The sequence below is a fragment of the Novosphingobium sp. AAP83 genome (assembly GCF_001295795.1).
Lineage (GTDB): Bacteria > Pseudomonadota > Alphaproteobacteria > Sphingomonadales > Sphingomonadaceae > Novosphingobium.
The window spans coordinates 32,770-58,240 of the sequence record NZ_LJHY01000020.1; the positions used below are offsets into that span (position 1 = coordinate 32,770).

The window sequence follows — 25,471 nt, forward strand, 5'->3', positions numbered from 1 at the left end:
ATGAGGGGAAGCCGATGGATGATCTTTTGACCCAAATTGCACCCCTTCAAAAAAACCGCCGCAAGCAGGCCGGAGCGTCGCCGCGCGCCTTTGTGCCGCCACGCCCGAAGGCCAGCGCTGCCGTGCTGGCTCTATTGCGCGTGGCAGTGCGCGGCGATGGCGATTTGCTCAGTTTATTGCCCGCAAATGCCTATCGTACCGAGGTTGGCCCGCTGGGCTATTCGCGCCGCCAGATCCTGATCGTCAACCGGCCCGATCAGGTGCGCCGGGTGCTCTCTGATCCTGAAGGTATCTTCCCCAAGAGCGATCTGATGGTGGATGCTTTGGCACCGCTGATCGGGGATTCGATCTTCGTCTCATCGGGCGATACATGGCGTCGGCAGCGCCGGATGATCGATCCGGCTTTCACCATGATGCGGGTCAATCGTGCCTTTCCGGCGATGGAGGAGGGCGCGCAAGCCTGCGAGGATATGCTGGACCGGCATGCAAGTGGGCAAACCGCCTTGTCGCTCGATCTGACGATGAGCCATCTGACAGCGGACATCATCTGCCGCACCGTGTTCAGCACCGGCCTTGAAACGCAGGCCGCGCATGATGTGTTCGATGCCTTCACGATCTTCGAACACAGTGTGGCGCAAGTCGAAATCCGCCGCCTGATCATGGACCCGGCATGGACCAAGGTGCCGCAAAGCGAGAGCGTGCTGGCTGCCTGCAACACGATCCGCCGCCATCTGGGTGATTTGCTCGACACCCATCTGGGGCCGAATGGCGGACGGTTTGACGATATCGCCGCTGCCGTTGTCGCTGCGCGTGACGACTTCACCCAAACCGCCTTCACCCGCGAGGAGTTGATCGACCAGCTTGGTGTGCTGTTTCTGGCAGGCCACGAAACCAGCGCCAGCGCGCTGACATGGGCCTTTTATCTGATGGCCATGCAGCCCGCGCTGGTCGCCCGCGCCCGCGCTGAAATCCATGCTTTGGCAGGCAGTTCGCAGCCGATCACGTTCGAAATGACGAAGCAGTTGCCCACAATCCGCAACATCTTTCGCGAAACCTTGCGCCTTTACCCGCCCATCACCTTTCTGCCGCGCGTTGCCACCGAGGCGACCATGATTGGTGAACGCAAAGTGCGGCGCGGCGCTCTGGTGATGGTCGCGCCGTGGGTGCTGCACCGCCATGCGCGCTATTGGCGCGATCCGCATCGCTTTGATCCCGACCGCTTCCTGCCCGAACGCGAGGCAGAGCTCACGCCGGGTGCCTATATACCCTTCGGCCTTGGCCCGAGGGTATGCGCAGGCGCAGCCTTTGCGCAGGCCGAAGCCGTGCTGTTGATCGCGCGCCTGTTCCGGCGCTTCGATTTCGAGATCATCAAACCCCAAGCCGTGCGCCCGGCCGCCCGGTTGACCACGCGCCCGGCCCAGCAGATCATGGTGCGCGTAAGCCACGTGGCATCATGACCACCGTTTTGCTGACGCTGGGACGCCTGCCAAAGGCGCTCGATCTGGCAAGAGGCTTCAGCCGTGCCGGATGCAGGGTACTGGTTGCCGATCCGTTTGGCTGGACGTTGACGGGAGCCTCGCGCCATGTCGCGCGCGAATTCGCCGTGCCGCCCCCGCACGCGGGCAAGGCAGCATATCATGCCGCCATCGCGCAGATCGTTGCAGATGAGCATGTCGATCTGGTCGTGCCGGTGTCCGAAGAGACCATGCATGTGGCCCATGCGCGCGAACGCTTCGATCCCCGCGTGCGTGTGTTCACAATGCCGCCAGAGCGGGTGTTGGCGCTGCATGACAAAGCCGGGTTCGTTGAGGCAGCGCGCGCGCAAGGCCTTGGAGTGCCCGAAACGCACGCGCTCGGCACGCAGGAGGCCCGCGCACTGGCGCAGGGCGGCGATGTGGTGGTCAAGCCAGTGTTTTCCTGCTCGGGGCGCGGCGTGCGGATCGTGGCGAAAGGTGCCGTTCTGCCCGAGGCTGACCCCGCCATTCCGGCTATCGTCCAGCGCTTTATCGCAGGGCAGGAGTTTAGCAGTTGCACCATTGCCCGCGATGGCCGCGCGGTTGCCACGATGGTCTATCGGGGCAGGGTTATGGCAGGCTCTGTCGCGATCAGCTTTGAACGTGTGGAAAGTCCCGCGATTAGCGCCTGGATCGAGACGTTCGTAACCGCATCGGGCTGGAGCGGGTTCATCGCGTTCGATTTCATCGTCGATGCAGCGGGCAAGGTGTGGGGTATCGAATGCAACCCCCGCGCCACCAGCGGCCTCCATTTCTGGGAAGCCGAGGATATCGCCCGCGCCGTTCTTGACCCGGCGGGGGATGCAACTGTGCGGATACGACCGCAGCGGCAATTGCAGCAGTTTTACGCCTGCCTGACCGAAGCCCAATTGGCCATGTTCCGCCGCCGTGGGTTTAAAGACCAACTCGCCCGATTGTTCACGACGCGCGATGTCAGTTGGGATGCGACCGATCCTTGGCCGTTCCTCAGCATGATGTTCACCTCATGGCCGATCCTGCGCATGGCTATGGCTGAGCGTGTACCCTTTGGGGAAGTCGCCACGCGCGACGTGGGTTGGTACGCAGATGGGGCACCGTAGCGCGGGTCTGTCCAGATGAAAACCGTTCAAGCCGCCTGCGACTCGGTGGGCCAACATGCATGGTTGGCGATGGATATCAGATTGAGCGTTGGCAATGCCCACTGCTGCGTTATGGTATTCATTGCTTAAGCGAAGTTTATATTATTGAATTTACGAGATATTATGGAAAGGTCGGTCTTGTTTCACCAGTTTTACGCTCCATAAAATCAGAATAATTGGACAATTGCATATGTCCAATAAATTGGACATAGTTGAGGCAGGATCAACAAGAGGTTGAGCGAAGTGCCATTGCCGTGCGGACGGTCCTCTTTCGTCCGCGATTTGGCGTTGGCACCGCGATGGCTGAAGCGGAGAACGGGATATGGGTACACGCTATGCTCAACGCGATTTCGCCGCCGGAACATTCCGACGTGCGCCTGCGGGCCCTGCCGAGCTGACACGCGAGCCCGTTTCGCTTGACGGGTGGAGCCCGCTTTGGACGGGCCTTGCCCGTGTCGGCGGTTTGCTGGAACCTGCGCCCCAGCCTGCAACCGATCCGTGGATGTTGTTGCGCGGACGCGATGAGCCATACGCCCGCTGCCCGACCAGCCGCCGCATGGTAGCCGAAGGGCCGCGCTTTAATTGTGCGGTGCCGCCGGGGGGCTACGCCTGGTGGTACATTGACGCCACCAGCGCAGACGGCGCATATGGCCTGACCGTGATCGCCTTTGTCGGCAGCGTGTTCTCGCCATATTACAAGCTGAGCGGGCGGCATAATCCCGACAACCATTGCGCCATCAATATATCGCTCAACGGCCCCCGCGGATCGGCTTGGGCGATGACCGAGCGTACCGCGCGTGACGTTGATCGCGCCAAACACCATTTCTCCGTTGGCCCCAGCGCAATGCGCTGGGATGGTGAAACGCTCGTTATCGATATTGCCGAGGTCTCTTCCCCTCTTCCTTATAAGGTGCGCGGTACGATCCGGGTCCGCCCTGAAATGATCGGCAGCACCGCTTTTTCACTTGATCCCGAAGGCCGCCACCGTTGGCATCCGGTGGCTCCACGCGCACATGTCGAGGTCTCGATGACAGACCCCGGCCTGCGCTGGTCGGGCGCAGGCTATTTCGATTCCAATTTTGGCGATGAAGCGTTGGAAGACGGGTTTAACGATTGGCATTGGTCGCGCGCGCATTTGCGCAATGATGTGGCGGTGCTTTATGAAGGTAAGCGCCGCGATGGCACGCCGTTTGATCTGGCGCTGCGTCTGGATCGGATGGGCAACTGGCACGATATCGAGCAGCCCGCACCAGTCCGTTTGCCCCGCAGCGCATGGATGATTGAACGCCTTACACGGGCTGATCGGGGATTTATCCCGCGCGTAGCAAAAACCTGGGTTGATGCCCCGTTCTATGCGCGGTCAAAGCTTTCGACGCGGCTGTTTGGCGAGAATGTCGAAGCGGTACACGAAAGCCTGTCGCTCAACCGGTTCCGGTCAACGATTGTGCAGGGAATGCTTCCCTTCCGCATGCCCCGCGCGATCTGGAGATAGTCGCCTCAAGCGATTGAGGCGATGGTGCCGGCTAGAGGATTCGAACCCCTGGCCCCCTGATTACAAATCAGGTGCTCTACCAACTGAGCTAAGCCGGCCCGCGTCGTGGATTCGCCTCTAGCGTCAGATTGCCCCGAAGGTCCAGCCCTCAGTGCGTGCTATTTTTGAAGAAAGTTCCGCTGGTGCCCATAAATGTGCATCGCGGGCCGCAATACGCAGCCATGCGGCGGTGATAACTGCGTCGCAGCTATGGTCGTCAAGCGGTCCGGTGATGCCTGAAGCGGTGCAGCCCAGCGTCGCCAGCGCGGTGTCCAGTTCGCGGGCATCGCGCATTTTTGATCGTCCTGCGCTGCGTCCCGCTGCCATCGCGGCAATCGTCGTATAGATCTCGCAGACCACTGGTCCGCGCGGGGGCAGGGGATCAACAGGCCAGACTGACACGCTTTTGCCCAACTGGTGCAGCAAGCGCATTCCCGTAAGGCTCGATTTTCCGACTTGCGCTGCACCAACAAGATTGAAGTTCGAATAAGGCCTGCACCCCATCCGCCGTTGTGCCAGTTCCGACACGCGAAAACGCCCCTGACCGCCACCAAACTGCGCGCCCTCGCGCCCGCCGTGGCGGCGGTAATGCGCCGAGGCTTGCGGATGATCGACAAAGGCGTTGACCGACAAGTGCGGCTCGTCTGCGCAAATCCGGTCAACCAAGGCCCAGAGCGCCCGTGCATCTGCCGGGCTTTGCGTCCAGCCGGGAAAGAATGCGGCCTTATCGGCAAAGGGTAGCGATATCCCCAGATCCATGCCGACCAGCGCATCGCCGGGCAATTCGTCGCGCAGCCAATCCAGCACTTCGTGTCGCGACCAGCGATGGCGGGGGCGGATCAGCCGCGGCGCATCGTGGCCCCGCCCGGCCATTGCCACGGCAATGCCTTTTTGCCGTTCCCCCGCAGCGCCTGACCAGTCAATCGCTACGAAATGCCCGAACCGGTTGGGGGTCATGGTTGCGCCCGCTCGCGCCGTTTGCGGTCCCACCATTCGAGCCGCCGCGCCACTTCGCGTTCAAACCCGCGTTCGACCGGGCGATAGTAGGTTTGCGGGGCCAAACCATCGGGCCAGTAATCCGCGCCGGAAAACCCATCGGGCGCATCGTGATCGTAGGCATAATCCGCGCCATAGCCGATGTCCTTCATCAGCTTGGTTGGTGCGTTGAGGATATTGGGGGGCGGGGCGAGCGAGCCGGTTTCGCGCGCCGATTTCCACGCGGCCTTGTGCGCGGTGTAGGCGGCGTTCGATTTGGGTGCTGTGGCGATGTAGAGCAGCGCCTGCACAATCGCCAATTCGCCTTCGGGGCTGCCCAGAAACTCGTAGGCATCTTTGGCCGCGAGGCATTGCACCAGCGCTTGCGGATCAGCCAGGCCAATGTCCTCGACCGCCATGCGCACCAGCCGCCGCAGCAGGTAAAGCGGCTCTTCGCCCGCCACCAGCATGCGTGCGAGGTAATAGAGCGCCGCCTGAGGGTCTGATCCGCGCACGCTTTTGTGCAGCGCCGATATCAGATTGTAGTGCCCGTCGCGGTCCTTGTCATACACCGCCACGCGTCGCATCAGGAACTTGCCGAGGCCTTCGGGATCGAGTGGCGCGGGCAGCGATACATCGAACAGCGTCTCTGCCTGATTGAGCAGGAAACGCCCATCGCCATCGGCAGACGCGATCAGCGCCTCACGCGCGGGCGGGGTGAGCGGCAACCGCAACCCAGTGGCATCTTCGGCCCTTGCCAGCAGTTTGCCCAGTGCCGCGGCATCGAGCCGGTGCAAGATCAACACTTGCGCGCGCGACAGGATGGCGGCGTTGAGTGCAAAGCTGGGATTCTCTGTCGTCGCGCCGACCAGCGTGATCGTGCCGTTTTCGACCACCGGCAGGAAGCCGTCCTGCTGCGCGCGGTTGAAGCGGTGGATTTCATCGACAAATAGCAGTGTACGGCGCCCAGTCAGCGTCATTGCTTCGGCCTCGGCAAACACTTTCTTCAAGTCGGCAACGCCTGAGAAAACAGCGCTGATCGCCACATAGCGCATGCCAACAGCCTCGGCGAGCAAACGGGCGATGCTGGTCTTGCCCGTGCCCGGTGGCCCCCACAAGATCATCGAGTTCAGTTTGCTGGCAGCCACCATTCGGCCAATCGCGCCATCTTGCCCGGTCAAGTGATCCTGCCCGATCACTTGCGACAATTCGTGCGGGCGCAACCGGTCCGCCAGCGGAGCGTCCGTGCTGGCCGATGGGGGCGGGCGGTCTTGAGGTTGCGGGGCGAAAAGGTCGGCCATCTCAGCTAAGGTAAAGCGTTGCAAAAAAAATTGCACCTGCCTCTTGCAAAGATCATAATAAGATATATCTTAGAGCCATCAAAAAGGCAAAGGATATAAAATGCGATTTGAACATAGCCGCCATGAGCGCGGCTGCAATAGAAGCGGCCTTGAACGGCGTGCAGCAAAAATGATGGCGATGATGGGTGGCCGCTTTGGCGGTGACGGCCCGTTTGGCGAAAGTGGACCGTTTGGCGGTCGAGGCGGTCGAGGCGATCGAGGCGGTCATGGCGGCGGTGGGGGTAGAGGCCGCCGCGGCCCACGCATGTTTGCAGGCGGAGAATTGCGCCTGCTCCTGCTTCACCTTGTCAGCGAACAACCACGCCATGGGTATGATTTGATCCGCGCGGTTGGCGATTTGGCGGGCGGCGAATATGCACCTAGTCCCGGTGTTGTCTATCCCACGCTTGCCTTGCTGGTTGATGAAGGGCTTCTTGTTGAAGAAGCGGACGCAGGGCCGCGCAAGGCCTTTGCGGCGACCGATGCAGGCCGCAGCGAACTTGCCACAAGGTCTGACGAGATCGCCACAATCGTCGCGCGGCTTAAGGCTGTGGGTGATCAGCGCGAACGTTCTGAGAGCCCGCCGGTGCGCCGCGCGATGGGCAATCTGCACGCGGTCTTGCGCAACCGCGCGATGGCCGAGGGCTTTGCCACCGAAACCGCGCACGCCATCGCCGATATCCTCGACGAGGCCGCGCGCCGTATCGAGCGGCTCTAACCCCTGCGGCCTAACCCTTCCGGCGGTGTGCCTTTTGGCGCACCAGCCGCAGGTAAGTATCGGCGACGGCCTGATTGATCCGGTCCCACGAAAATTCGAGGCTGCGCTCTTCACCTGCCGCGCCATGGCGCGCGCGCAGGGAGGGGTCCTCGACGTAAGAGCGCAGCGCTTCGGCGAACTGGCGGACCGCGCCGGGCGCGATCAGGCGGCCTGATACGCCATCATCGACAAGGCTCTGGCTGCCGGTTGCGGCTGCGGCCACCACCGGTACGCCGCAGGCCATGGCTTCGAGCGTGACATTGCCGAAGGTTTCGGTGACCGAGGGGTTGAACAAGACGTCCATGCTGGCGACCGCGCGGCCAAGGTCTGCGCCGCCCTGAAAGCCGACGAACACCGCTTCGGGCAGGCGCGCGGTGAACCAGTCATGCGCGGGGCCTTCGCCGATGACCATGACCTTGAATTTCACGCCCTTGCGCTGGAGCTGATCGATCGAATCGGAAAAGACATCGAGCCCCTTTTCCATGACCAGACGGCCCAGGAACCCGATCGCCACGTCATCATCGGCGATGCCGTGTTCGCGCCGCCATTCAAGGCTGCGCGCGGCGGGGTTGAACACATCGCGATCCACCCCGCGCGACCAGATATCGATATCGTAATTCATCCGCTGATCGCGCAGCACTTGCGCCATCGATTCCGACGGGGCGACCAGCGCATCGCAGCGGCGATAGAACCGGCGCATCAGCGCTTCGACCACGGGTTCCATCCACGCCATGTTGTAATAGCGGAAATAGGTTTCGAAGCGGGTGTGGACCGAGGCGAGGATCGGCAGCTTGCGCCCGCGCGCCCACGATACCGCGCGGTGCGCCACCACATCGGGCGACGAGACGTGGACCACGTGCGGATCGAACGCGGCCAGATCGCGCCGCACGCGGGGGGAAAGCGAGAGCGGGAAGCGGTATTCGGCGCGGCCCGGAATGGCGAACGAGGGCACGCCGACCAGCGTTCCGGTGGCCGCAAACGCCGGATTTTCCACCTTGGGCGCATAGACCCGCACATCCGCACCCTGCCGCAGCATATAGCCGACCAGCCGGTTCAGCGCCTGATTGGCGCCATCGCGCACATAATTGTAGTTCCCGCTGAACAGGGCCACGCGCAGGCCCGAAAGGTCGGTCGGGTAGGCGGCAGGAGGGATCGCTTCGCTCATGCCGGTGCCCATAGCCCCGTTTGCACAGGTTGGCGAGAGACAGCAACAATCCGGCCATAACAAACCGCCCCGCGCCGCAATTCGCCGCCCGAACGCGAAGGGGGTTTACACAGTTTACACTGTTCAGGAGAAAAACCCGATCCGATCAGTTGAGCGGAATTAATCGCTCTTGTCGATTGAAGCAGTGCGGGTTGCGGGCGTTCCATGGCGGGCACGTTACGGCAGGCGGGGGTGTGTAGGACAGGGGAATTTTGGGATGCATCCTGTCCCGTCTCTCGGGGGCAAGCCCGCGATGACGACGAGGGGATGAACCGTCCCAAAAGCTGCGCTATTATGAAGCCACACGCATCGGGGAGACGCACTGGGCATCTGCCGTATCGCCGCTCATTTGCTGGCAAGCGTCTCGTTATGGCGGGCAAAGGCGGCGCGCAGTTTGGCGTTGGGTGCGGGCGGACGGTCAAGTGCGGCAAAGAAGGCCTCACGATCGACCGGCGCGAGCATGGTATGCTCATGCGCCGCAATCGTATCCATCGCCGCTTTATAGGCCGCGTTCAACGTGAAGACGGAATCATCTACCCCCGCAAGCGCCGCAGCTTTCTGGATAGCATCCTTGATGCGCGGCTTGGTCCGGAACGACATGCGCTCGGTGCTGCGTTCATCGATGGCGCCTGAGGCGTCGTTGTGGGCCAGCATGTGTTGCTCCTTGCGGGGATTTTGTGCGCCATTGTGGCGTCCATGGCAAGGGCAGTGCGGTTTGGTGTTTGGGGGTTTTCGCACCTGCCCCCGTAATTCAGTTAGTTAAGTATAGTGCCCCCGGAAATTCTCTGTCCCCGGAACTTCTGTAGCACCGTATTTTTGTAATTCGACGATTCTATAGACCCACCAATTTCGCAGAAATTCAATCTTGCTGCCTTTAAGAAGATCAGTTAGCTCTATCGCGGAGGAATTATTATGCCTGCAGCGGTTGACGAAAAAACTGCAACGACATTTTCAGCAATTGTCGATGCCATCGAAGAATTTCAAGAAAAGAATGAGACTGTCTGGTATCGGGGCTGTGGTCGGCCAGAGTTCAAATTACTACCCACCCTTTATCGTCATCCAGAGACAAATACACAGTCCGAACTGCTAGAAGTGGAAAGACGAATTTCGATTATTTTTTCCCAAAAATCCCCACCATTCGTTCCACACCAGTTTAATAATGTTTGGGACCAAATGTTTTTCATGCAGCATTATGGTGTCCCCACGCGCCTTTTAGATTGGACAGAAAGCCCATTTATAGCGTTGTATTTCGCATTGATGTCAAATAATAAGTTAGACTTCAGAGACCCTCAGAGCGATGCTATTATTTGGCTACTCAACCCATCAGCTTGGAACAAAGCGTCTCTTAGCGATATCGGATTTACCGGCGGTATAATTGACGCTAGCCAGCCACAGATTAAGGCTTTTAGTCCGGAAACTGACTTGGCCGAGCGAAAAAATATCCCAGTTATGATATACGGAACTCACAATAGTTCACGAATTGTAGCGCAACGTGGTATGTTTGCACTCTTTGGAAAGTGCCAAGACCCGATGGAAGATCAATACAAAGGCGCACCATTTGTAGATGGAACGATGAGTAAAATAGTAATACCTAAAGATTCCATATTCGATGTGCGCAATTCTATTTTACGCAAAGGTATAACGGAGTCGGCAGTATTCCCTGACCTTCATGGACTTTCCATGGAAATCACCAGGTCATTTGGATTTTAGGAAAAAGCAAATGGGTCAGTTACGTATATCTCCTCACAAGTCGATGACATTGATTTGGTGGTGGAAGAACAGAGACAAAATTGATTTTGGACCTTCTTATCAGAGGAGAGGCCGACTTTGGTCTTCACGGGACAAAGCGTATTTAATTGATACCATTATCAACGGATTTGACGTCCCTAAGCTTTATATTGCAGATTTTCAGTTTGGACAGTCACAACTGAACTCCGCTAAAATGCCTTACGCCATAATAGATGGAAAACAAAGGCTCGAAGCTGTATTCGATTTTTTTGAAAATAAAATAACATTGAATGATGATTTTATTTACAAAAAAGAAACATCATTTAACTTAGGCAAATTAAGTTATCGCGATTTGCAAAGTCGTTATCCGCGGATTGCGGACGAATTTGACAACGCTTCTTTAGATTTTATGAGTGTTTTTTCGGATGATGAAGAGGATATCCATGAGATATTTATTCGCCTGAACAAATCTAAGCCTCTAACCGGAGCCGAGGTGCGAAATGCGATACCTGGTCCCGTATCCGAGATTATTCGCGCCCTATCCATGCACGAATTCTTTACAGAGACAATTAATTTTGGCGTTGGTCGAGCGGGTGATCGAAATGCCGCAGCAAAGGTATTATACTTTGAATTTCACCACAAACCTATGCCTACTAAAAAAACAGATCTGGATAGGTTTGCAAAAATCAGAGACCCAAAAGCGGAACTTGAACTAGCAGGTCGTAGAGCAATTGATACTCTGAGCGCCATGAATGAAGTCTTTATCCCTCGAGATAGACTTTTATCATCTGCCGGACAGCTGCCAGTGTACTACTGGCTTGTCAGGTCGATAAGGCCTGAGTTCCACCGTCACACTCGAGAATTTTTACTTTGGTTTGAGGATTCTAGAAAGAAGAATCGTGACAGGCAAAAAGGTAGAAGCGGCGCTCTTGATCTTGACCAAAGGCTTTCGAGATATGACACCTTAAACCGCAGCACTAACGATTTACAGAGCCATAACGGACGCATAGACCTCTTGAAAGATCATTTTGTTGATTGGATTAATGCGTTCATCCTTGGACCCGTAAGGACGCCTCGTACCGCATTTCGAAAAGACCAAATTTTTATAGAGTGAGAATCGGAATTACAGCGACGGGTGCGATAACCCCTAAATCAAAGTGATAGGTCGTTGGTGTTTTAGGTTGTCAAACGCGGGCGTCGTAATCCCACCCCCGGCCCCTCCCGCAGGCGAGAGGGGGGAAGTGAAAAAGGGCGGCCATTTCTGACCGCCCTTTGTGTTTGCTTATGCCGCTTCTTTCTTGCGGCCTGCCTTCTTGCGCTCGTTCGGGTCGAGGATGGCTTTGCGCAGGCGGATGGACTTGGGCGTCACTTCCACCATTTCATCGTCGTCGATGTAGGCGATGGCTTGTTCCAGCGTCATCACCTTGGGTGGGGTGAGGCGGATGGCGTCGTCCTTGCCGGTTGAACGGAAGTTCGTGAGCTGCTTGGACTTCATCGGGTTGACTTCAAGGTCATCAGGCTTGGCGTTTTCGCCGATGATCATGCCTTCATACAAAGGTGTGCCGACGCCGACGAACAGGATGCCGCGCTCTTCCAATGGGCCGAGCGCATAGGCGTTGGCTTCGCCCGCGCCGTTCGAGATCAGCACGCCGTTCTTGCGGCCTTCGATCTTGCCCTTGTGGGTGCCGTACTTTTCAAACAGGCGGTTCATGATGCCGGTGCCGCGCGTGTCCGAAAGGAATTCACCGTGGTAGCCGATGAGGCCGCGTGACGGGGCCGAGAAGGTGATGCGGGTTTTGCCGCCGCCCGATGGGCGCATGTCGGTCATTTCACCCTTACGCGTGGCCATCTTTTCAACGACGGTGCCAGCGTATTCATCGTCCACGTCGATCACGACGGTTTCGTATGGTTCGGTGCGCTTGCCGTTCTCGTCTTCACCATAGAGCACGCGGGGACGGCTGATGCCGAGTTCGAAGCCTTCGCGGCGCATCGTTTCGATCAACACGCCAAGCTGCAATTCGCCGCGACCGGCAACTTCGAAGCTGTCCTTGTCGCTGCTTTCGGTAACCTTGATCGCGACGTTGGATTCGGCTTCGCGGGCCAGACGGTCACGGATCATGCGGCTGGTCACCTTGGTGCCTTCGCGGCCCGCCATCGGCGAATCGTTCACGGCAAAGCGCATCGACAGCGTTGGCGGATCGATCGGCTGGGCGTGCAGCGGTTCAGAGACGCTGGTATCGCAGATGGTGTTTGAAACGGTGGCGGTGGTGAGCCCTGCGATGGAGATGATGTCTCCGGCAACGGCTTCATCGGTGGGGACGCGTTCAAGGCCACGGAAGGTCATGATCTTGGAGGCGCGGCCGGTTTCCACCACGTTGCCATCGTTATCGAGCGCGTGGATCGCCTGGTTGGTTTTCACAGACCCCGAGAAGACCAGACCGGTGAGGATGCGGCCGAGGAAGTTATCGCGATCGAGCAGGGTCACGAGGAATTTGAACGGACCATCGGGATCAGCCGAAGGGGCTGGCACGTGATCAACGATCTTCTGGAACAGCGGGGTGAGCGTGCCTTCGCGCGCCAGCGGATCATCGCTGGCATAGCCATTGCGGCCCGAGGCGAAGAGGACGGGGAATTCAAGCTGTTCGTCATTGGCATCAAGGCTGACGAAAAGGTCGAACACTTCGTCGAGCACTTCTTGCGTGCGTTCATCTTGCCGATCGATCTTGTTGACGACGACGATGGGCTTGAGGCCCAATGCCAGCGCCTTGCCGGTGACGAACTTGGTCTGCGGCATGGCGCCTTCAGAGCTATCGACCAGCAGGATCACGCCGTCGACCATCGAGAGGATGCGTTCCACTTCGCCACCAAAGTCGGCGTGGCCGGGGGTGTCGACGATGTTGATGCGGGTGCCTTCCCATTCGACCGAGGTGCACTTGGCCAGAATGGTGATCCCGCGTTCCTTTTCGAGGTCGTTGGAATCCATCGCCCGCTCTTCAATGCGCTGGTTATCGCGGAAGGTGCCGGACTGGCGGAAAAGCTGGTCGACAAGGGTGGTTTTGCCGTGGTCGACGTGGGCGATGATCGCGATATTACGCTGTTGGGCGGACATGAATTGGCTTTCGGTTTGGAATCGCTCAGAGCTCGGCACAAGCGAGGCCCGCTCCGATCTTCGGCGCGCGCTTATACTTTATTGTGCGTTGCGGCAAGCACGCTGATGCGAAAAGGCGTTGCCGGTGAAATGTGACTCTTTTGCAACAGTGGGGGATAATGCACGGAAAATCACCATTTTTGGGGTGCGGCGGATTGTTCCCCGCAGTTGGCGGGTTTAATGGTGCGGTTAGGGATTTTGGATGTCCATCCGTTTGATGTGTCTAAGCCGCAAAGGCAGGCGTTTTGTGTCAGCCGGAAAATGAAAAGGAAAACAAGGCAATGAAGTCAAACTTCGCTGGTCGCACCGGACGCGCTGCTCTTATGTTTGGTGCCTGCGGCCTCGCCATGACGATCGCCACAACCGCCCATGCGCAAAGCGCGGCTGAGGAACAGGCGCAGCCTGCGACTGATCGGGCAGTGCCCGAGCCGGCCTATGGCGAAATCATCGTGACCGCTTCGAAGCGCGAGCAGACGCTGCAAGACGTGCCGATTGCGGTTTCGGTGACCAGTGCAGCAGCCATTGAGCGTGCGCAGATTCGCGATATCAAGGACTTGTCCTCGCTGGTGCCGTCGCTGCGCGTGAACCAGCTGCAAAGCTCGGCCAACACCAACTTCTATATTCGCGGCTTCGGCAATGGCGCAAACAACGCCGGGATCGAGCCATCGGTGGGTCTGTTTGTGGACGGCGTGTACCGCTCGCGCTCGGCATCGATGATCGCCGATTTGCCCGACGTGCAGCGCGTGGAAGTGCTGAAGGGGCCGCAATCGACGCTGTTCGGCAAGAACGCCAGCGCGGGCGTGATCTCGCTCGTCACGCAAAAGCCGCAGTTCGAACTGGGCGGCAATGTTGAAGCGAGCTACGGCAACTTCAATGCGCTGGTGCTGAAAGGCGTGATTACCGGCCCTATTTCGGAAACCATCGCGGCCAGCATCGCCGGCGGATTGAACAAGCGCGACGGCTTTGTTGACGATCTGGGCGCGGGCATTCAGGAAAACGAGCGCAACCGCTGGTTCGCGCGCGGGCAGATCCTGATCGAGCCCAGCAGCGCGCTTTCGGTGCGTTTGATCGGCGATTATGCCAAGATCGATGAAAACTGCTGCGCGGTGGTGAACATCCGCCAATCGGCCGCAACCGGTGCGATCAAGGCGATCGGCGCGGGGCGGACGGTTGTGAACGACCCTGCGGCCAAGTTTAACGATGTGATCTATAACAACTTCGCATCGACCAACGACATCACGAACTGGGGCTTTTCGGGCCAGATCGACTATGAACTGGGTCCGGTGAACCTGACCTCGATCACGGCCTATCGCCGCACGGATGCGATCACCAATCAGGATTCGGATTTCACCGCAGTGGATCTGCTGGGCCGCAACTTCCAGAACCTGCGGTTGAACACCTTTACGCAGGAATTGCGCGCCGCCACCAATTGGGATGGTCCGGTCAACCTGCTGCTGGGTGGTTTCTACTTCAATGAATCGGTCAACCAGACCAACGAAATCAGCTGGGGCGCAAACGCGCGTTCTTATGCCAACCTGCTGATCCAAGGCGCGAGCGGTTGCGCCTCAGCAAACCCGCGCTGCACTAACGCTGCAGCACTCGAAGCCCAGTTATCGCCGCTGGTGGGCCGCAATCTGGCGGGCACATTCTTTGGCAACGGGCAGGGCCTTGATGAAAGCTATCGCCTGAAGAACGAGGCCTATTCGGTATTCGGGCAGGTCGACTTCGAGATCACCGATGGGCTGACACTTACGGGCGGTCTGAACTATACCCATGATACCAAGCGCTTCTCGACCAATACCACTTCGAACGACGTGTTTGCGGGGCTTGATTTCGTTGCGCTTGCGCGGGCCGGGGGTATTGCGCAAGGATTGATCGGGCGCGGGGTCAATCCTGCCGATCAGGCTGCCGTAGGGGCATTCGCCAGCGCGCCGGCAACCGCACCGATTTTCCAGGCGATTGTTGCAGGCGCGACAGCGGCTTCGACCAACCCTGCGCTTAACCCGCTGCTGGGCCTGACGCCGCTGCAATTCTTCCCACCGTTCCAGAACGTGCCAAACGCTGTGGAAGCGGGCCGGGTTAGCGATGGCGACCTAAGCTATATCGCGCGTCTGGCTTGGGAAGTGACCGATACGGTCAACGTCTATGCCACTTACGCCACGGGTTATAAGGCTGCCTCGGTCAACCTTTCGCGCGATAGCCGCCCGACTGGAGCCGATCTGATCTCGCTGCGGCAACGCAACCTTGCCGTTAACAACCTTAGCCAGGGAAGCCGCTTTGCCGCGCCGGAAGATGCCACGCTTTACGAATTCGGCATGAAGGGCAACTGGGGCGTTGCTTCGGCCAACTTTGCAGTGTTCCAGCAATCGATCCAGGGCTTCCAATCGAACCTGTTCACCGGCACCGGCTTCTTCCTGGCCAATGCAGGCAAACAATCGGTGTTCGGGATCGAATTTGACGGATCGGTTCGCCCGACCGACGACCTGACACTGTCTGTCGCCATGACCTATCTCGATCCCAAATTTGATAGCTTCTTGCTGTCAGCGTTTGGTGACCTGAGCGGGTCCACGCCTGCGGGCGTTTCGCCGCTGTCGACAACGCTTGCGCTGGATTACAACAAGCCGCTGGCCAATGGTGACCGGGTGATCGTACACCTTGATTACCACTACGAAGCGCCGTTCAATCTGGTCGAAGGCCTGCCCGGCCTTGTGGTGCGCAATCCCGATGGATCGCGCGATGTTAGCCTTGCACTGGCAGCGGCCCGCGAATTCCGTCAGGATATCAACGATATGAACGCATCGTTGACATATGCGTTTGAAAACGGCCTGTCGTTGACGGTATGGGGACGCAACCTGCTGAATGACCGCACGCTGATGCAGATCTTCGATAGCCCTGCGCAGGTCGGTTCGCTGTCCGGCTATCCCAACCAGCCACGCACGTATGGTGTTGCTGCACGGTTTGTGTTCTGATCCAGCCGGGTCATATTTGCTGACGAAGAAGGGGGCTTTGCGGCCCCCTTTTTTGTTTCAACAGCGATGGTGACGGTCGATACTTGCAGGCGAGCGTAATTCGTGGTCATTTTCGCACGCTGCGCGACAGCGCGGGACGCAAATGGGGGAATGACGATGGAATGGATGTTGATGCCGTACAAACGCTATGCCGATTTTTCGGGGCGATCACAGCGCAAGGAATATTGGATGTTTATCCTGTTCAATTTCCTTCTGGCAATGCTTTGCGTGATGTTGATGCTGGCAGGCGGCATGACAATGGATGAAAGCGGCCAGTCCGAACCCGGTCCGCTGTTTTGGGTGGGTGTGTTGGCTCTGGCGGTATTCGTGTTGGGCAGCATCATCCCGTCTATTGCCGTTCAGGTGCGTCGTTTCCACGATCAGGACAAATCGGGCTGGATGGTTCTGCTTGGCTTTATTCCCTATGTGGGCGGGCTGATCGTATTCATCTTCATGTGCCTTGATGGAACGCGCGGCCCCAATCGCTTTGGCAACGATCCCAAAGATCCCACAAATGCCGACGTTTTTGCCTGAAATTCTGTTGGAGCGCGACAAGGTGTCGCGCTCCACAACTCGAAAGCGCCATCATGAACTGGATGACCCTGTCATACCGCCGCTATGCAGAGTTTGGCGGGCGTTCGCGTCGCAAGGAATATTGGGGCTTTGCACTGTTCTATTTCCTTGTGATGGTGCTGCTGAACATCGTTTTCGGAACCAACGATGTTGAACGCGGCAATGGGGCGTTTGTTTATGGCAGCCGTCTGGTCGGATCAGGGGGCTGGATCAGCGGTTTGTTCTGGCTGGTGAGCGTGGTGCCGGGGTTGGCTGTTTCGGTGCGGCGTTTGCACGATCAGGACCGGTCCGGCTGGTTGCTTTTACTGTGGCTGATCCCGCTGTTCGGCTGGTTTGCGCTGTTTGTGTTGATGTGTCTGGACGGCACGCGTGGGACCAACCGGTTTGGCGCTGATCCGAAGAATCCATCGCCGGTGGATGTTTTTCGCTGAGGGGGTGAGGGGAGCGCGCCCATCGGATAAAAGGTTAGGCCCACCCCCGAAAGGCCCACCCCCGACCCCTCCCGTAAACGGGAGGGGGGAAGAAGGGGCGGCTCCCGTAAACGGGAGGGGGGAAGAAAAAGGGTGGCTTCCGTGAACGGGTTATTATTTTGCCACCGCAGCTTTTAGCGCTGTTGCCACCGTTGTTTGCGTGGCCGCGACGATCCGTTCGATGCCTTGGGCATTGGGGTGCACGTTGTCATCCAGCATCAGCGCCTTGTTTCCCAGCACCGGTTGCAGGAAGAACGGCACCAGACCGGTTTTATGTTTCTTGGCAAGTTCGGGCCAGATCACATTGAATTTTGAGGCATAATCCTCACCAAGATTGGGCGCGGCCAACATTCCTGTCAGCACAACGGGAATCTGGCGTTTGTCAAATTCGTTCAGGATCGCATCAAGGTTGGCGCGTGTTTCGGCAGGGGGCAACCCGCGCAGCATATCGTTGCCGCCCAACCCCACCAGCGCGAGGGCAGGCTTCACCGGCTGGTTGTCGAGCGTGAACACCAGACGCTGCAATGCCGCTGCGGTGGTATCGCCTGAAACGCCCGCATTGACCAAGCGCGCCGGCGTTCCCGCTGCGAGCAAAGCGGCCTCCAGCCGTGGCGGATAGCCTTCGCCCGGATTGAGCTGGTATCCGGCATACAAACTGTCGCCGAACGCAAGGATTACTGGCGCATTGGCTGGTACCGGCGCTGCGGATTGCGATGCCATAGGCGCGGGGTCAGGCGCTTTTTCGGCAGAGCATCCCACAATCAAAAAGGCGGCGACCAAAGAGGTGTAGCGCATTGTAACTCCTGCGGCGCGTCCCCAAGTGTCGGTTGCGCCCTGCAACCAATCTATGCCACCTGAGGCTTGTGACAAGAACCCACCCCCAACTAATCGCGGCCAAGGCCCTTACGCTCTCGCTCGGCAATGGCGAGGCGCGGGTTGAAATCCTGCGCGGCATCGATTTGTCGGTGAACGCGGGCGAGACGCTGGCGCTGCTCGGTCCGTCCGGCTCGGGCAAGTCGTCGCTGCTCGCGATCCTTTCGGGGCTTGAGCGGGCCAGCGGCGGCACGCTGTGCGTGGCGGGAGCAGATTTCACCGCACTTGACGAGGACGGCCTTGCCGCCGCGCGGCGCGGACGTATCGGGATCGTGTTGCAAGCCTTTCACTTGCTCCCCACGATGACTGCGCTGGAAAATGTCGCAACGCCACTGGAGTTGGCTGGTATGCCAGATGCCATGGCGCGGGCAGAGGCTGAACTGGTCGCGGTCGGGCTCGGCCACCGCCTGCACCATTATCCGGCGCAGCTTTCGGGAGGTGAACAGCAGCGCGTTGCCATTGCCCGCGCGCTGGCGCCCAAACCCGCCATTCTTTTTGCCGATGAACCCACCGGCAACCTTGATAACACCAATGGCGCGGCTGTGGCCGATCTGCTGTTTGCCCGTGCGGGTGAAGCGGGCGCAACCTTTATCATGGTGACGCATGACGAGGTGCTGGCGGCACGCTGCGGACGGATCGTGCGCTTGGCCGATGGACGCATCATATCGGATAGCGCCGCGTGAACCTGTCATGGCGGGCGGCTTGGAGCCTTGCGCGGCGCGGGCTTGATTGGCGCTTCAAGGGCCTGCGGCTGCTGCTCGTCTGCCTTGTGCTGGGCACTGCCGCGCTTTCCGCCATCGGCACGCTGACCGGCGCGATCGAGCGGGAATTGCAAACGCGCGGGCGCGAAATGCTTGGCGCAGATCTGGAGTTTACGCTGGCGGCGCGGCAGCCATCTGCCGATGAGCGCACGAGCATTGCCGCGATGGGCGAGGTGTCCGAAGGCGCGCGATTGCAGGCTATGGCGGTGCGGGTTGGCGGGCCACCCTCTTCTGACGCGGCGGGGGCTACCAACGCCACGCCTGTCGAACTGAAAGCCGTGGACGACCGGTGGCCGCTTTACGGGCGCTTCACCCTTGCCGATGGAACCGCAGCCGGTGCGCCACAGGGCCTTTCGGCATGGATCGCGCCGGGCGTGGCGGACCGCCTGGACGTCAAAGTTGGCGATAGAATTCAGGTCGGTAAGGCCGTGCTTACTGTCGGCGGGGTGATCGGTGGTGAGCCGGACCGGCTCGCCGAAGGGTTCGCGCTCGGCCCCACGATCATCATCAGCAAGGCAGCGTTGGCGGCCTCGGCGCTGGTGCAGCCCGGATCAATGGTGCGCACCAAGCTGCGCGTGAAGCTTCCGGCCAGCGCCGATCCCGTGGCCTTGGGTGAGGGCATTAAGGCCAAGTATCCGCTGGCAGGGTATGAAGTGCGCACGCGCGAAAAGGCCTCGCCCAGCCTTGATCGCTTCGTATCGCGCATGGGCCAGTTCCTTGTGCTGGTGGCGCTGGCGGCCTTGGCGATTGCGGGCATCGGTATCGGCAACGGGGTGAATTCCTACCTCGAAGCGCGCCGCAACAGCATCGCCACGCTCAAGATCCTTGGTGCATCCAGTGGCGATATCGCGCGCATTTTCCTGTTGCAGCTTGCCGCCGCCTCTTCGCTGGCGATCGTTGGCGGCTTGGCGGTTGGCATCTCGGTCACGCCGCTGCTCGGCCAAGCGCTGAAAGGCTTGCTGCCGATTGAGCCCGGGCTGGTGATCGATGCCCGCGCGCTTGCCATTGCGGCGGCTTATGGTGCGCTGATATCGCTGACCTTTGCTGCGCCGCCGCTGGTGCGTGCGCGCGATTTTCCGGCGATGGCGTTGATGCGGGCGCGGGTGAATCCGCTGGCCTCGCAGTGGCGCGCGGTACTCCTGCCAGTGGGCCTTGGCCTTGCCGGGATTGCCGCGCTGGCGATTTGTACCGCGCCGCAGCCGCTGCTGGCGGCGGGGTTTTTGGGCGGCGCTGCTGCGCTTTTCGTGTTGCTGACATTGCTGGGTAAGGGCCTGACTGCTCTTGCCGCGCGATTGCCCCGGCCCAAGGGCGCAATCGCGCGCATGGCTCTGGCCAACCTCCACCGGCCCGGCGCGCAGACCTCTGCGCTGGTTGTCGCATTGGGCTTTGGTCTTGCCTCTTTCGTGCTGCTAGCGGGCGTGCAGACCAGCCTTGATGGCAATATCGTCAGCCGCGTGCCGAACCGCGCGCCCGATTACTTCGTGCTCGATGTGCCGCGTGACCGGATGGACGCGTTCACCGCCGTGGTGAAACGGGCCGCGCCCGCTGCCGATATCCGCACCGTGGCGGCCCTGCGCGGCTCTATCGTTGCCTATGGACCGGCATCGGCGATGACCCGCGTGGCGGACCTCAAGCAGATACCCGACAACGCATGGCCGCTGCGCGGGGATCGCGGGCTGACCTATGCCGATACCTTGCCCGAAGGCAATGTGCTGACCCAAGGCGCGTGGTGGACGCCCGGCTACACCGGCGAACCGCTCGTTTCGGTTGATGACGATTTGCGCACCGTGCTCGGCCTGAAACTGGGCGACCGGATTGCGGTTTCGATCCTTGGCGTTGAACGTAGCGCCACAATCGCCTCGTTCCGCCAGATCAACTGGGAGAACATGGGCTTCAATTATGTGCTGGTGTTCAGCCCCAATGCCATCGCCGATGCCCCGCACAACCTTGCCGCCACGGTAAGCCTGCCCGCCACCGCCAAAACCCCGCAAGTGCGCCGCGCGATCCTGTCAGGGTTGGTCAAGGCCCTGCCGTCAAGCTCGGTGGTTGAAATCGGGCCGGTGCTGGGACAGGCGCGGGAAATTCTTTCGCAAATGGGCACGGCGATCCTTGCTGCGGCCAGTGTGGCGATCCTTGCGGGTATGGCCGTGCTGGCAGGCGCGATTGCGGCGGCGCGTGAACGCAAGACGTATGACAACACGATCCTGCGCGTGCTGGGAGCAAGCCGTCGCCAATTGCTTGTGCTGTTGCTGGCCGAATACGGCTTGCTTTCCGCACTGCTGGCAGGCGTTGCCTTGTTGCTGGGCACCGGCGTTGCGTGGGGGGTGATCGTGCTGCTGTTCGAGTTCGATTGGCTGCCCGATTGGCCGCGCATCCTTGGCGTGCTGGGCGGCGGCGTGGCGCTGGTGATGGGACTGGCGATTATAGGCTCGGTTGGCTTGTTGCGGACAAGGCCTGCGCAAGTGCTGCGCGAGCTGTAGGCAAGGATTTAGACCGCTACCCCTTCGCGCACGGTCCACACTGCGCTGGCATCGGCGATTTCGGCGAAGGGGGCGATTTCGGTGCCGGTCATCCACACTTGCGCGCCCGATTGGGCGAGGCGTTCAAACAGGGCGGTGCGGCGGATCGGGTCGAGGTGCGCGGCGATTTCATCGAGCAGGAGCAGGCGCGGCCGTTCGCCTGCGGTCAGGCCAGCATGGGCAAGGACGATGGCGATCAGCATAGCCTTTTGTTCGCCGGTCGAGCAATCGGCGGCAGGCGCGTTCTTGGCGGCGAGCGTGACGGCCAGATCATCGCGGTGCGGTCCGGTGAGCGAGCGGCCTGCTGCGCGATCACGGCGGCGGCCTTCGCGCAAGCTGGCGCGCAAGGCTTCGGGGTTCAGCGGTACTTCGCTGGCATAGTGGAGCAGGGGCCGTGCGAAGGGGTGTTCGGGCACGGTTTCGAGGATCAGGCTGAGGTCTGATACCAGCGCGGCGCGCGATGACGCGAGTGCTGCGCCGCTGTCGGCCATTTGCGCCTCGATGCCATCCAGCCACACCGGATCGGGTTCAGACGCTTCGCCAAGCAGGCGGTTGCGTTCGCGCAGCGCGGTTTCATAGCGGGTGGCAGTGCGGGCGTGGCCGGGATCACGGGCGAGCACGAGGCGATCAAGGAAGCGCCGCCGCGAGCCTGCGCTTTCGGCAAAAAGGCGGTCCATCGCAGGGGTAAGCCAGGTGATCGAGAGCCATTCGCCAAGCCGCGCGGCGGGGCCTTCTGCGCCGTTGATGCGCACGATGCGACGGTTCGGGGTTTGCGGATCGGTGGCGGTGCCGATCTGGACCGCGCCGTCTTCTATTTCAGCCGCTACGGCAAAACCGCCACTGCCGTTGCGTCCGGCCATTTCCGCCGGTTGCGCGCGGCGGAGGCCGCGTCCGGGGGCAAGCAGGCTGATCGCTTCGAGCACGTTGGTCTTGCCCGCGCCGTTTTCCCCCACCAGCACGTTGAATGCGCGCATACCTTCGAGCCGCGTGGCGGCATGATTGCGAAAATCGCGCAAGGTGAGGCGGGTGAGCGACATAGGAGCGACGCGTTAGGGGGTTTTGCGGTTTGGTGCAAAGCCTACCCCCGCTCCATCAACCCGTGCTTTTTCATGCAGTGGCGCAACTGGTCGTAGCTGAGGCCGAGGGCTTTTGCGGTTTGGCGCTGGTTATAGCGGTTGCGGGCGAGGTGGTGTTCGATGATCGTGCGTTCGTGGGCTTCGACGGCGGCGCGCAGATCGTTGACGCCATCGAGATCGGGCGCGGGCGCAGGGGAACTGCGTGCGGGGGCGGTGTCCACCGCCTCAGCCGCGCGGGGCGGCGAAATAGGCTTCCACGCGCTTTCGAAGGGATCAAACTGGACGCTGGCGATGGCGTTGGTCCAATCATCCCAGCGATAAACCGCGCGTTCGACCACGTTGCGCAATTCGCGCACGTTGCCGGGCCAGAGGTATTCCTCAAGCGCCTTTTGTGTTTGCGGAGCAAAGCCGGGCCATGTGTCCCACTGCAATTCTGCGGCCATGCGCCGTCCGAAATAATCGGCAAGCACGGCCACATCGCCTTCGCGCACACGCAACGGGGGCAGGGTGATCACTTCAAAGCTGAGCCGATCCAGCAAATCGGGGCGGAAGCGGCCCTGTTCAGCCATCTTGGGCAGGTCTTCGTTGGTGGCGGCCACGATGCGCACATCAACGCGCACCGGCTTGCTGGAACCGATGCGGGTGACTTCGCCGTATTCCACCGCGCGCAGCAGGCGTTCTTGTGCGCCCATTGATAGTGTGCCGAGTTCGTCAAGGAACAGCGTGCCCTTGTCAGCCTCTTCAAACCTGCCGGTGCGGGCGCGGGTGGCACCGGTGAAAGCGCCGGCTTCGTGCCCGAACAACTCAGCCTCGATCAGCGTTTCGGGCAAGGCCGCGCAATTCATCGTGATCAGCGGTTCTGACCAGCGTGGGGACAGGCGGTGGAGGCGTTCGGCGATCAGTTCCTTGCCGGTCCCGCGTTCGCCAATCACCAGCACAGGGCGGCGCATCGGCGCGGCGCGGCTGGCACGTTCGACCGCGTCAAGGAACGCGCCCGATTGCCCCATGAATTGAACTTCCCGATCCATTGCCAATGAATAGCGATAAATCCCAAGGTTTGGCAATATATCCTAGGTTAAGGGAAAGGCTTATGCGCAAATTTGCCGATAAACCGGCACTTCGGCGGTTTGGCACACCCTTTGCTATAACATTAACAATCCCGGCTGAGAGGCCGAAACACCCGCCGAAAGGTTCGCAAGATGTACACCGCCCACTTCTTTTCCACCCAGCTTGGACGCGCCAGCCTTGCCAGCATTGGTGCGATCGTTGTTCTGTGCGTCTTTGCGCTGACCCAGCAAGTCGATGCCGTGCCCAGCGTGATGGCATCGACAGCGGCCATTACCGGTGAACTTGCATGAGCGATGATCTGAGCCCGCCCCGGGCCGAGGGGCGGCGCATCACCCGCCTTGATGCGGAAATGGAGCGCCTTCGCACAAATCCCGGCACAAATGATCGCGCCCGCCCTGCTTTTTCTGGCCCCGCTTTTTCGTCATCATCTTTCAACACCGGAGTAAACCTGATGGGCATCTTTTCGCGGACCCGCGACATCATTGCCGCCAATTTCAACGATTTGTTGGAAAAGGCTGACGATCCTTCGAAGATGATCCGCATGATCATCATGGAAATGGAAGAAACGCTGGTCGAAGTTCGCGCTTCTGCGGCGCGCACCATTGCCGATCAGAAGGAAATGGGCCGCCATGTGGCCAAGCTGGACCGGCTTCAGGCCGATTGGTCGGAAAAGGCGCAATTGGCGCTTTCGAAAGACCGCGAAGATCTGGCCCGCGCGGCCTTGGTGGAAAAGAAGAAGGCTGCTGATATGGCGGTGCAGCTTCAGGCCGAAATCGGCGTGCTGGATGATGCGATGCGCGCTTATGAAATCGACATCGAAAAGCTGCAAACCCGCCTGCGCGAAGCCCGCAGCCGCCAGACCGCGATTGCCGCGCGCCTTGAAAGCGCCGAAAACCGCGTCCGTCTGCGCACGTTGCTGGCCAGCGAGCGGGTGGACGAGGCGATGGCACGGTTCGACCAGCTTGAACGCCGCGTCGATTATGCCGAAGGCCGCGCCGATGCGCTGGGCCTTGCTGAAAGCAGCAAGCCCGGTCTGGCCGATGAAATTGCCGCTTTGGCAGGGCAGGACAAGATCGACGAAGAGCTTGATGCGATGAAGCGCATGCTGGGCAAGGAAGGCTGAGTCATGGAAGAGTTGATTCCGCTGACGGCAGTTCTGGCCATCTTTGTGGGCCTGCCGTGGATGATCCTGCATTACATCACCAAGTGGAAAACGGGGGCCACCCTGACCAATGGCGATGAAGCTTTGCTGGAGGAACTGTACCAGCTCGCCCGCCGCCTTGATGATCGCATGGATACGGTCGAGCGTCTGGTCGCTGCGGACAACCCGGAGTTTAAGCCGGCCCGCATCATGCATGACCGCGAAACCGACAACCAGAAGCTGCGCGAACTGGACCGCATGTTCGCCGAACAGGGAAGGACTTCGAAGTGAATAGCCCCCGTACCCGTTTTTATCGTGACAAGGTCAACGGCAAGGTGATGGGCGTTTGCGCCGGAATTGCCGACTACACCGGGGTTGACGCGCTGTGGATACGGCTTGGCTTTCTTGTTCTGGCCTTTTCGATGGGGTGGCCGTTTTTCGCCTATTTCGTGCTCGGCTTTCTGACCGACAAGAAACCCGGCAATCTTTACAGCGACCGGCAAGAACAAAAGTTCTGGCAGGGCGTGCGCCAATCGCCAGCCCGCACCGCCCGCGAAGTGCGCGCCAGCTTCCGTGATATCGACCGCCGTCTGGCCGAAGTTGAAAACTATTACGTCAACAGCAACCCGCGCCTTTCGGCAGAGATCGAAAAGCTGCGCTGATATAA

The 25,471-nt window shown here is 60.0% G+C and carries 24 protein-coding genes and 1 tRNA gene; 15 read left to right on the forward strand and 10 right to left on the reverse strand.

The window, feature by feature from the left end; translation table 11 throughout:
* Window positions 1-14: 14 nt before the first annotated feature.
* The 3 genes from IP81_RS10690 to IP81_RS21675 all read left to right on the forward strand — a co-directional run bounded on the left by IP81_RS10690 (window position 15) and on the right by IP81_RS21675 (window position 4,124).
* The gene (locus tag IP81_RS10690) at window positions 15-1,457 is read left to right on the forward strand and encodes a cytochrome P450 (RefSeq protein ID WP_082356102.1); all 1,443 of its coding nucleotides are present in this window, start codon (window positions 15-17) and stop codon (window positions 1,455-1,457) included.
* Entirely contained in the window at window positions 1,454-2,593 is a 1,140-nt protein-coding gene (locus IP81_RS10695; protein ID WP_054107990.1) for an ATP-grasp domain-containing protein, read from the forward strand. The genes IP81_RS10690 and IP81_RS10695 overlap by 4 nt, the downstream gene beginning before the upstream one ends.
* 361 nt (window positions 2,594-2,954) lie before the next feature.
* Entirely contained in the window at window positions 2,955-4,124 is a 1,170-nt protein-coding gene (locus tag IP81_RS21675; RefSeq protein WP_369800731.1) for a hydratase, read from the forward strand.
* A 22-nt stretch (window positions 4,125-4,146) separates the two neighbouring features.
* Here IP81_RS21675 and IP81_RS10705 read toward each other — a convergent pair.
* The 4 genes from IP81_RS10705 to IP81_RS21255 all read right to left on the reverse strand — a co-directional run bounded on the left by IP81_RS10705 (window position 4,147) and on the right by IP81_RS21255 (window position 6,806).
* A tRNA-Thr gene (locus IP81_RS10705) sits at window positions 4,147-4,222 on the reverse strand.
* Window positions 4,223-4,247: 25 nt separating this feature from the next.
* Window positions 4,248-5,120, reverse strand: coding sequence for a hypothetical protein (locus IP81_RS10710; protein ID WP_054107991.1), 873 nt, complete (start codon window positions 5,118-5,120; stop codon window positions 4,248-4,250).
* Window positions 5,117-6,439 carry a replication-associated recombination protein A gene (locus IP81_RS10715; protein ID WP_054107992.1) on the reverse strand — a complete coding sequence of 441 codons (1,323 nt, stop codon included), beginning with the start codon at window positions 6,437-6,439 and terminating at the stop codon, window positions 5,117-5,119. Before IP81_RS10715 ends, IP81_RS10710 begins: the two co-directional genes overlap by 4 nt.
* 52 nt (window positions 6,440-6,491) lie before the next feature.
* Window positions 6,492-6,806 (reverse strand): hypothetical protein, encoded by a 315-nt coding sequence (locus IP81_RS21255; protein WP_231626431.1) that lies wholly within the window; start codon window positions 6,804-6,806, stop codon window positions 6,492-6,494.
* Window positions 6,807-6,815: 9 nt separating this feature from the next.
* Here IP81_RS21255 and IP81_RS21260 point away from each other — a divergent pair, with 9 nt between their 5' ends.
* Window positions 6,816-7,196 carry a PadR family transcriptional regulator gene (locus tag IP81_RS21260; protein WP_231626445.1) on the forward strand — a complete coding sequence of 127 codons (381 nt, stop codon included), beginning with the start codon at window positions 6,816-6,818 and terminating at the stop codon, window positions 7,194-7,196.
* A gap of 10 nt (window positions 7,197-7,206) precedes the next feature.
* Here IP81_RS21260 and IP81_RS10725 read toward each other — a convergent pair whose 3' ends face one another.
* Window positions 7,207-8,400 carry a glycosyltransferase family 1 protein gene (locus tag IP81_RS10725; RefSeq protein WP_231626448.1) on the reverse strand — a complete coding sequence of 398 codons (1,194 nt, stop codon included), beginning with the start codon at window positions 8,398-8,400 and terminating at the stop codon, window positions 7,207-7,209.
* Window positions 8,401-8,784: 384 nt separating this feature from the next.
* Window positions 8,785-9,093 (reverse strand): DUF1778 domain-containing protein, encoded by a 309-nt coding sequence (locus IP81_RS10730; protein WP_054107995.1) that lies wholly within the window; start codon window positions 9,091-9,093, stop codon window positions 8,785-8,787.
* A 258-nt stretch (window positions 9,094-9,351) separates the two neighbouring features.
* Here IP81_RS10730 and IP81_RS10735 point away from each other — a divergent pair, with 258 nt between their 5' ends.
* Together IP81_RS10735 and IP81_RS10740 are read left to right on the forward strand one after the other, a co-directional pair.
* Complete coding sequence (locus IP81_RS10735) at window positions 9,352-10,149, forward strand: FRG domain-containing protein (RefSeq protein ID WP_082356103.1); 798 nt, start codon at window positions 9,352-9,354, stop codon at window positions 10,147-10,149.
* Between the two features lie 10 nt (window positions 10,150-10,159).
* Window positions 10,160-11,281: a DUF262 domain-containing protein gene (locus IP81_RS10740; RefSeq protein WP_054107997.1), complete on the forward strand. Its 1,122-nt coding sequence runs from the start codon at window positions 10,160-10,162 to the stop codon at window positions 11,279-11,281.
* A gap of 168 nt (window positions 11,282-11,449) precedes the next feature.
* Here the strand turns inward: IP81_RS10740 and typA are convergent, their stop codons facing one another.
* Window positions 11,450-13,276, reverse strand: a complete 1,827-nt coding sequence (gene typA / locus IP81_RS10745) for a translational GTPase TypA (RefSeq protein ID WP_054107998.1) — start codon at window positions 13,274-13,276, stop codon at window positions 11,450-11,452.
* Window positions 13,277-13,596: 320 nt separating this feature from the next.
* Here typA and IP81_RS10750 point away from each other — a divergent pair, with 320 nt between their 5' ends.
* The 3 genes from IP81_RS10750 (at window position 13,597) to IP81_RS10760 (ending at window position 17,327) form a co-directional block, all read left to right on the forward strand.
* Window positions 13,597-16,284, forward strand: a complete 2,688-nt coding sequence (locus IP81_RS10750; protein ID WP_054108120.1) for a TonB-dependent receptor — start codon at window positions 13,597-13,599, stop codon at window positions 16,282-16,284.
* A gap of 156 nt (window positions 16,285-16,440) precedes the next feature.
* Window positions 16,441-16,857 (forward strand): DUF805 domain-containing protein, encoded by a 417-nt coding sequence (locus IP81_RS10755; protein WP_054108121.1) that lies wholly within the window; start codon window positions 16,441-16,443, stop codon window positions 16,855-16,857.
* Window positions 16,858-16,910: 53 nt separating this feature from the next.
* On the forward strand, window positions 16,911-17,327 hold the full coding sequence (locus tag IP81_RS10760) for a DUF805 domain-containing protein (RefSeq protein WP_054107999.1): 417 nt from the start codon (window positions 16,911-16,913) through the stop codon (window positions 17,325-17,327).
* 153 nt (window positions 17,328-17,480) lie between these two features.
* Here IP81_RS10760 and IP81_RS10765 read toward each other — a convergent pair whose 3' ends face one another.
* Window positions 17,481-18,161 (reverse strand): arylesterase, encoded by a 681-nt coding sequence (locus IP81_RS10765; protein WP_054108000.1) that lies wholly within the window; start codon window positions 18,159-18,161, stop codon window positions 17,481-17,483.
* 68 nt (window positions 18,162-18,229) lie between these two features.
* On the opposite strand from IP81_RS10765, the gene IP81_RS10770 reads away from it, so the two are divergent.
* Entirely contained in the window at window positions 18,230-18,922 is a 693-nt protein-coding gene (locus IP81_RS10770; RefSeq protein ID WP_054108001.1) for an ABC transporter ATP-binding protein, read from the forward strand.
* Window positions 18,919-21,480 (forward strand): ABC transporter permease, encoded by a 2,562-nt coding sequence (locus IP81_RS10775; protein WP_054108002.1) that lies wholly within the window; start codon window positions 18,919-18,921, stop codon window positions 21,478-21,480. Before IP81_RS10770 ends, IP81_RS10775 begins: the two co-directional genes overlap by 4 nt.
* A gap of 8 nt (window positions 21,481-21,488) precedes the next feature.
* Here the strand turns inward: IP81_RS10775 and recF are convergent, their stop codons facing one another.
* Both recF and pspF read right to left on the reverse strand, forming a co-directional pair.
* Window positions 21,489-22,556 (reverse strand): DNA replication/repair protein RecF, encoded by a 1,068-nt coding sequence (recF, locus tag IP81_RS10780; RefSeq protein ID WP_054108003.1) that lies wholly within the window; start codon window positions 22,554-22,556, stop codon window positions 21,489-21,491.
* A 41-nt stretch (window positions 22,557-22,597) separates the two neighbouring features.
* A complete protein-coding gene (gene pspF / locus IP81_RS10785) occupies window positions 22,598-23,623 on the reverse strand; it encodes a phage shock protein operon transcriptional activator (protein ID WP_054108004.1) in 1,026 nt (341 codons plus the stop codon).
* A gap of 171 nt (window positions 23,624-23,794) precedes the next feature.
* Between pspF and IP81_RS20195 the strand changes: the two genes are divergently transcribed.
* The 4 genes from IP81_RS20195 to pspC are packed head-to-tail and all read left to right on the forward strand — an operon-like array spanning window position 23,795 to window position 25,466.
* Window positions 23,795-23,953 carry a hypothetical protein gene (locus IP81_RS20195; protein ID WP_157573171.1) on the forward strand — a complete coding sequence of 53 codons (159 nt, stop codon included), beginning with the start codon at window positions 23,795-23,797 and terminating at the stop codon, window positions 23,951-23,953.
* Window positions 23,950-24,786 carry a phage shock protein PspA gene (pspA, locus tag IP81_RS10790; protein ID WP_054108005.1) on the forward strand — a complete coding sequence of 279 codons (837 nt, stop codon included), beginning with the start codon at window positions 23,950-23,952 and terminating at the stop codon, window positions 24,784-24,786. Before IP81_RS20195 ends, pspA begins: the two co-directional genes overlap by 4 nt.
* Window positions 24,787-24,789: 3 nt before the next feature.
* The gene (pspB, locus tag IP81_RS10795) at window positions 24,790-25,095 is read left to right on the forward strand and encodes an envelope stress response membrane protein PspB (RefSeq protein WP_054108006.1); all 306 of its coding nucleotides are present in this window, start codon (window positions 24,790-24,792) and stop codon (window positions 25,093-25,095) included.
* Window positions 25,092-25,466 carry an envelope stress response membrane protein PspC gene (gene pspC / locus IP81_RS10800; RefSeq protein ID WP_054108007.1) on the forward strand — a complete coding sequence of 125 codons (375 nt, stop codon included), beginning with the start codon at window positions 25,092-25,094 and terminating at the stop codon, window positions 25,464-25,466. Before pspB ends, pspC begins: the two co-directional genes overlap by 4 nt.
* Window positions 25,467-25,471: the final 5 nt, after the last annotated feature.

What these genes read in the sequence shown, in the direction of transcription:
- IP81_RS10690 (WP_082356102.1), top strand. Translation starts at nt 15, where the DNA reads ATGGATGATCTTTTGACCCAAATTGCACCCCTTCAAAAAAACCGCCGC.
- IP81_RS10695 (WP_054107990.1), top strand. Translation starts at nt 1,454, where the DNA reads ATGACCACCGTTTTGCTGACGCTGGGACGCCTGCCAAAGGCGCTCGAT.
- IP81_RS21675 (WP_369800731.1), top strand. Translation starts at nt 2,955, where the DNA reads ATGGGTACACGCTATGCTCAACGCGATTTCGCCGCCGGAACATTCCGA.
- IP81_RS10710 (WP_054107991.1), bottom strand. Translation starts at nt 5,120, where the DNA reads ATGACCCCCAACCGGTTCGGGCATTTCGTAGCGATTGACTGGTCAGGC.
- IP81_RS10715 (WP_054107992.1), bottom strand. Translation starts at nt 6,439, where the DNA reads ATGGCCGACCTTTTCGCCCCGCAACCTCAAGACCGCCCGCCCCCATCG.
- IP81_RS21255 (WP_231626431.1), bottom strand. Translation starts at nt 6,806, where the DNA reads ATGGCGTGGTTGTTCGCTGACAAGGTGAAGCAGGAGCAGGCGCAATTC.
- IP81_RS10725 (WP_231626448.1), bottom strand. Translation starts at nt 8,400, where the DNA reads ATGAGCGAAGCGATCCCTCCTGCCGCCTACCCGACCGACCTTTCGGGC.
- IP81_RS10730 (WP_054107995.1), bottom strand. Translation starts at nt 9,093, where the DNA reads ATGCTGGCCCACAACGACGCCTCAGGCGCCATCGATGAACGCAGCACC.
- IP81_RS10735 (WP_082356103.1), top strand. Translation starts at nt 9,352, where the DNA reads ATGCCTGCAGCGGTTGACGAAAAAACTGCAACGACATTTTCAGCAATT.
- IP81_RS10740 (WP_054107997.1), top strand. Translation starts at nt 10,160, where the DNA reads ATGGGTCAGTTACGTATATCTCCTCACAAGTCGATGACATTGATTTGG.
- typA (WP_054107998.1), bottom strand. Translation starts at nt 13,276, where the DNA reads ATGTCCGCCCAACAGCGTAATATCGCGATCATCGCCCACGTCGACCAC.
- IP81_RS10750 (WP_054108120.1), top strand. Translation starts at nt 13,597, where the DNA reads ATGAAGTCAAACTTCGCTGGTCGCACCGGACGCGCTGCTCTTATGTTT.
- IP81_RS10755 (WP_054108121.1), top strand. Translation starts at nt 16,441, where the DNA reads ATGGAATGGATGTTGATGCCGTACAAACGCTATGCCGATTTTTCGGGG.
- IP81_RS10760 (WP_054107999.1), top strand. Translation starts at nt 16,911, where the DNA reads ATGAACTGGATGACCCTGTCATACCGCCGCTATGCAGAGTTTGGCGGG.
- IP81_RS10765 (WP_054108000.1), bottom strand. Translation starts at nt 18,161, where the DNA reads ATGCGCTACACCTCTTTGGTCGCCGCCTTTTTGATTGTGGGATGCTCT.
- recF (WP_054108003.1), bottom strand. Translation starts at nt 22,556, where the DNA reads ATGTCGCTCACCCGCCTCACCTTGCGCGATTTTCGCAATCATGCCGCC.
- pspF (WP_054108004.1), bottom strand. Translation starts at nt 23,623, where the DNA reads ATGGATCGGGAAGTTCAATTCATGGGGCAATCGGGCGCGTTCCTTGAC.
- IP81_RS20195 (WP_157573171.1), top strand. Translation starts at nt 23,795, where the DNA reads ATGTACACCGCCCACTTCTTTTCCACCCAGCTTGGACGCGCCAGCCTT.
- pspA (WP_054108005.1), top strand. Translation starts at nt 23,950, where the DNA reads ATGAGCGATGATCTGAGCCCGCCCCGGGCCGAGGGGCGGCGCATCACC.
- pspB (WP_054108006.1), top strand. Translation starts at nt 24,790, where the DNA reads ATGGAAGAGTTGATTCCGCTGACGGCAGTTCTGGCCATCTTTGTGGGC.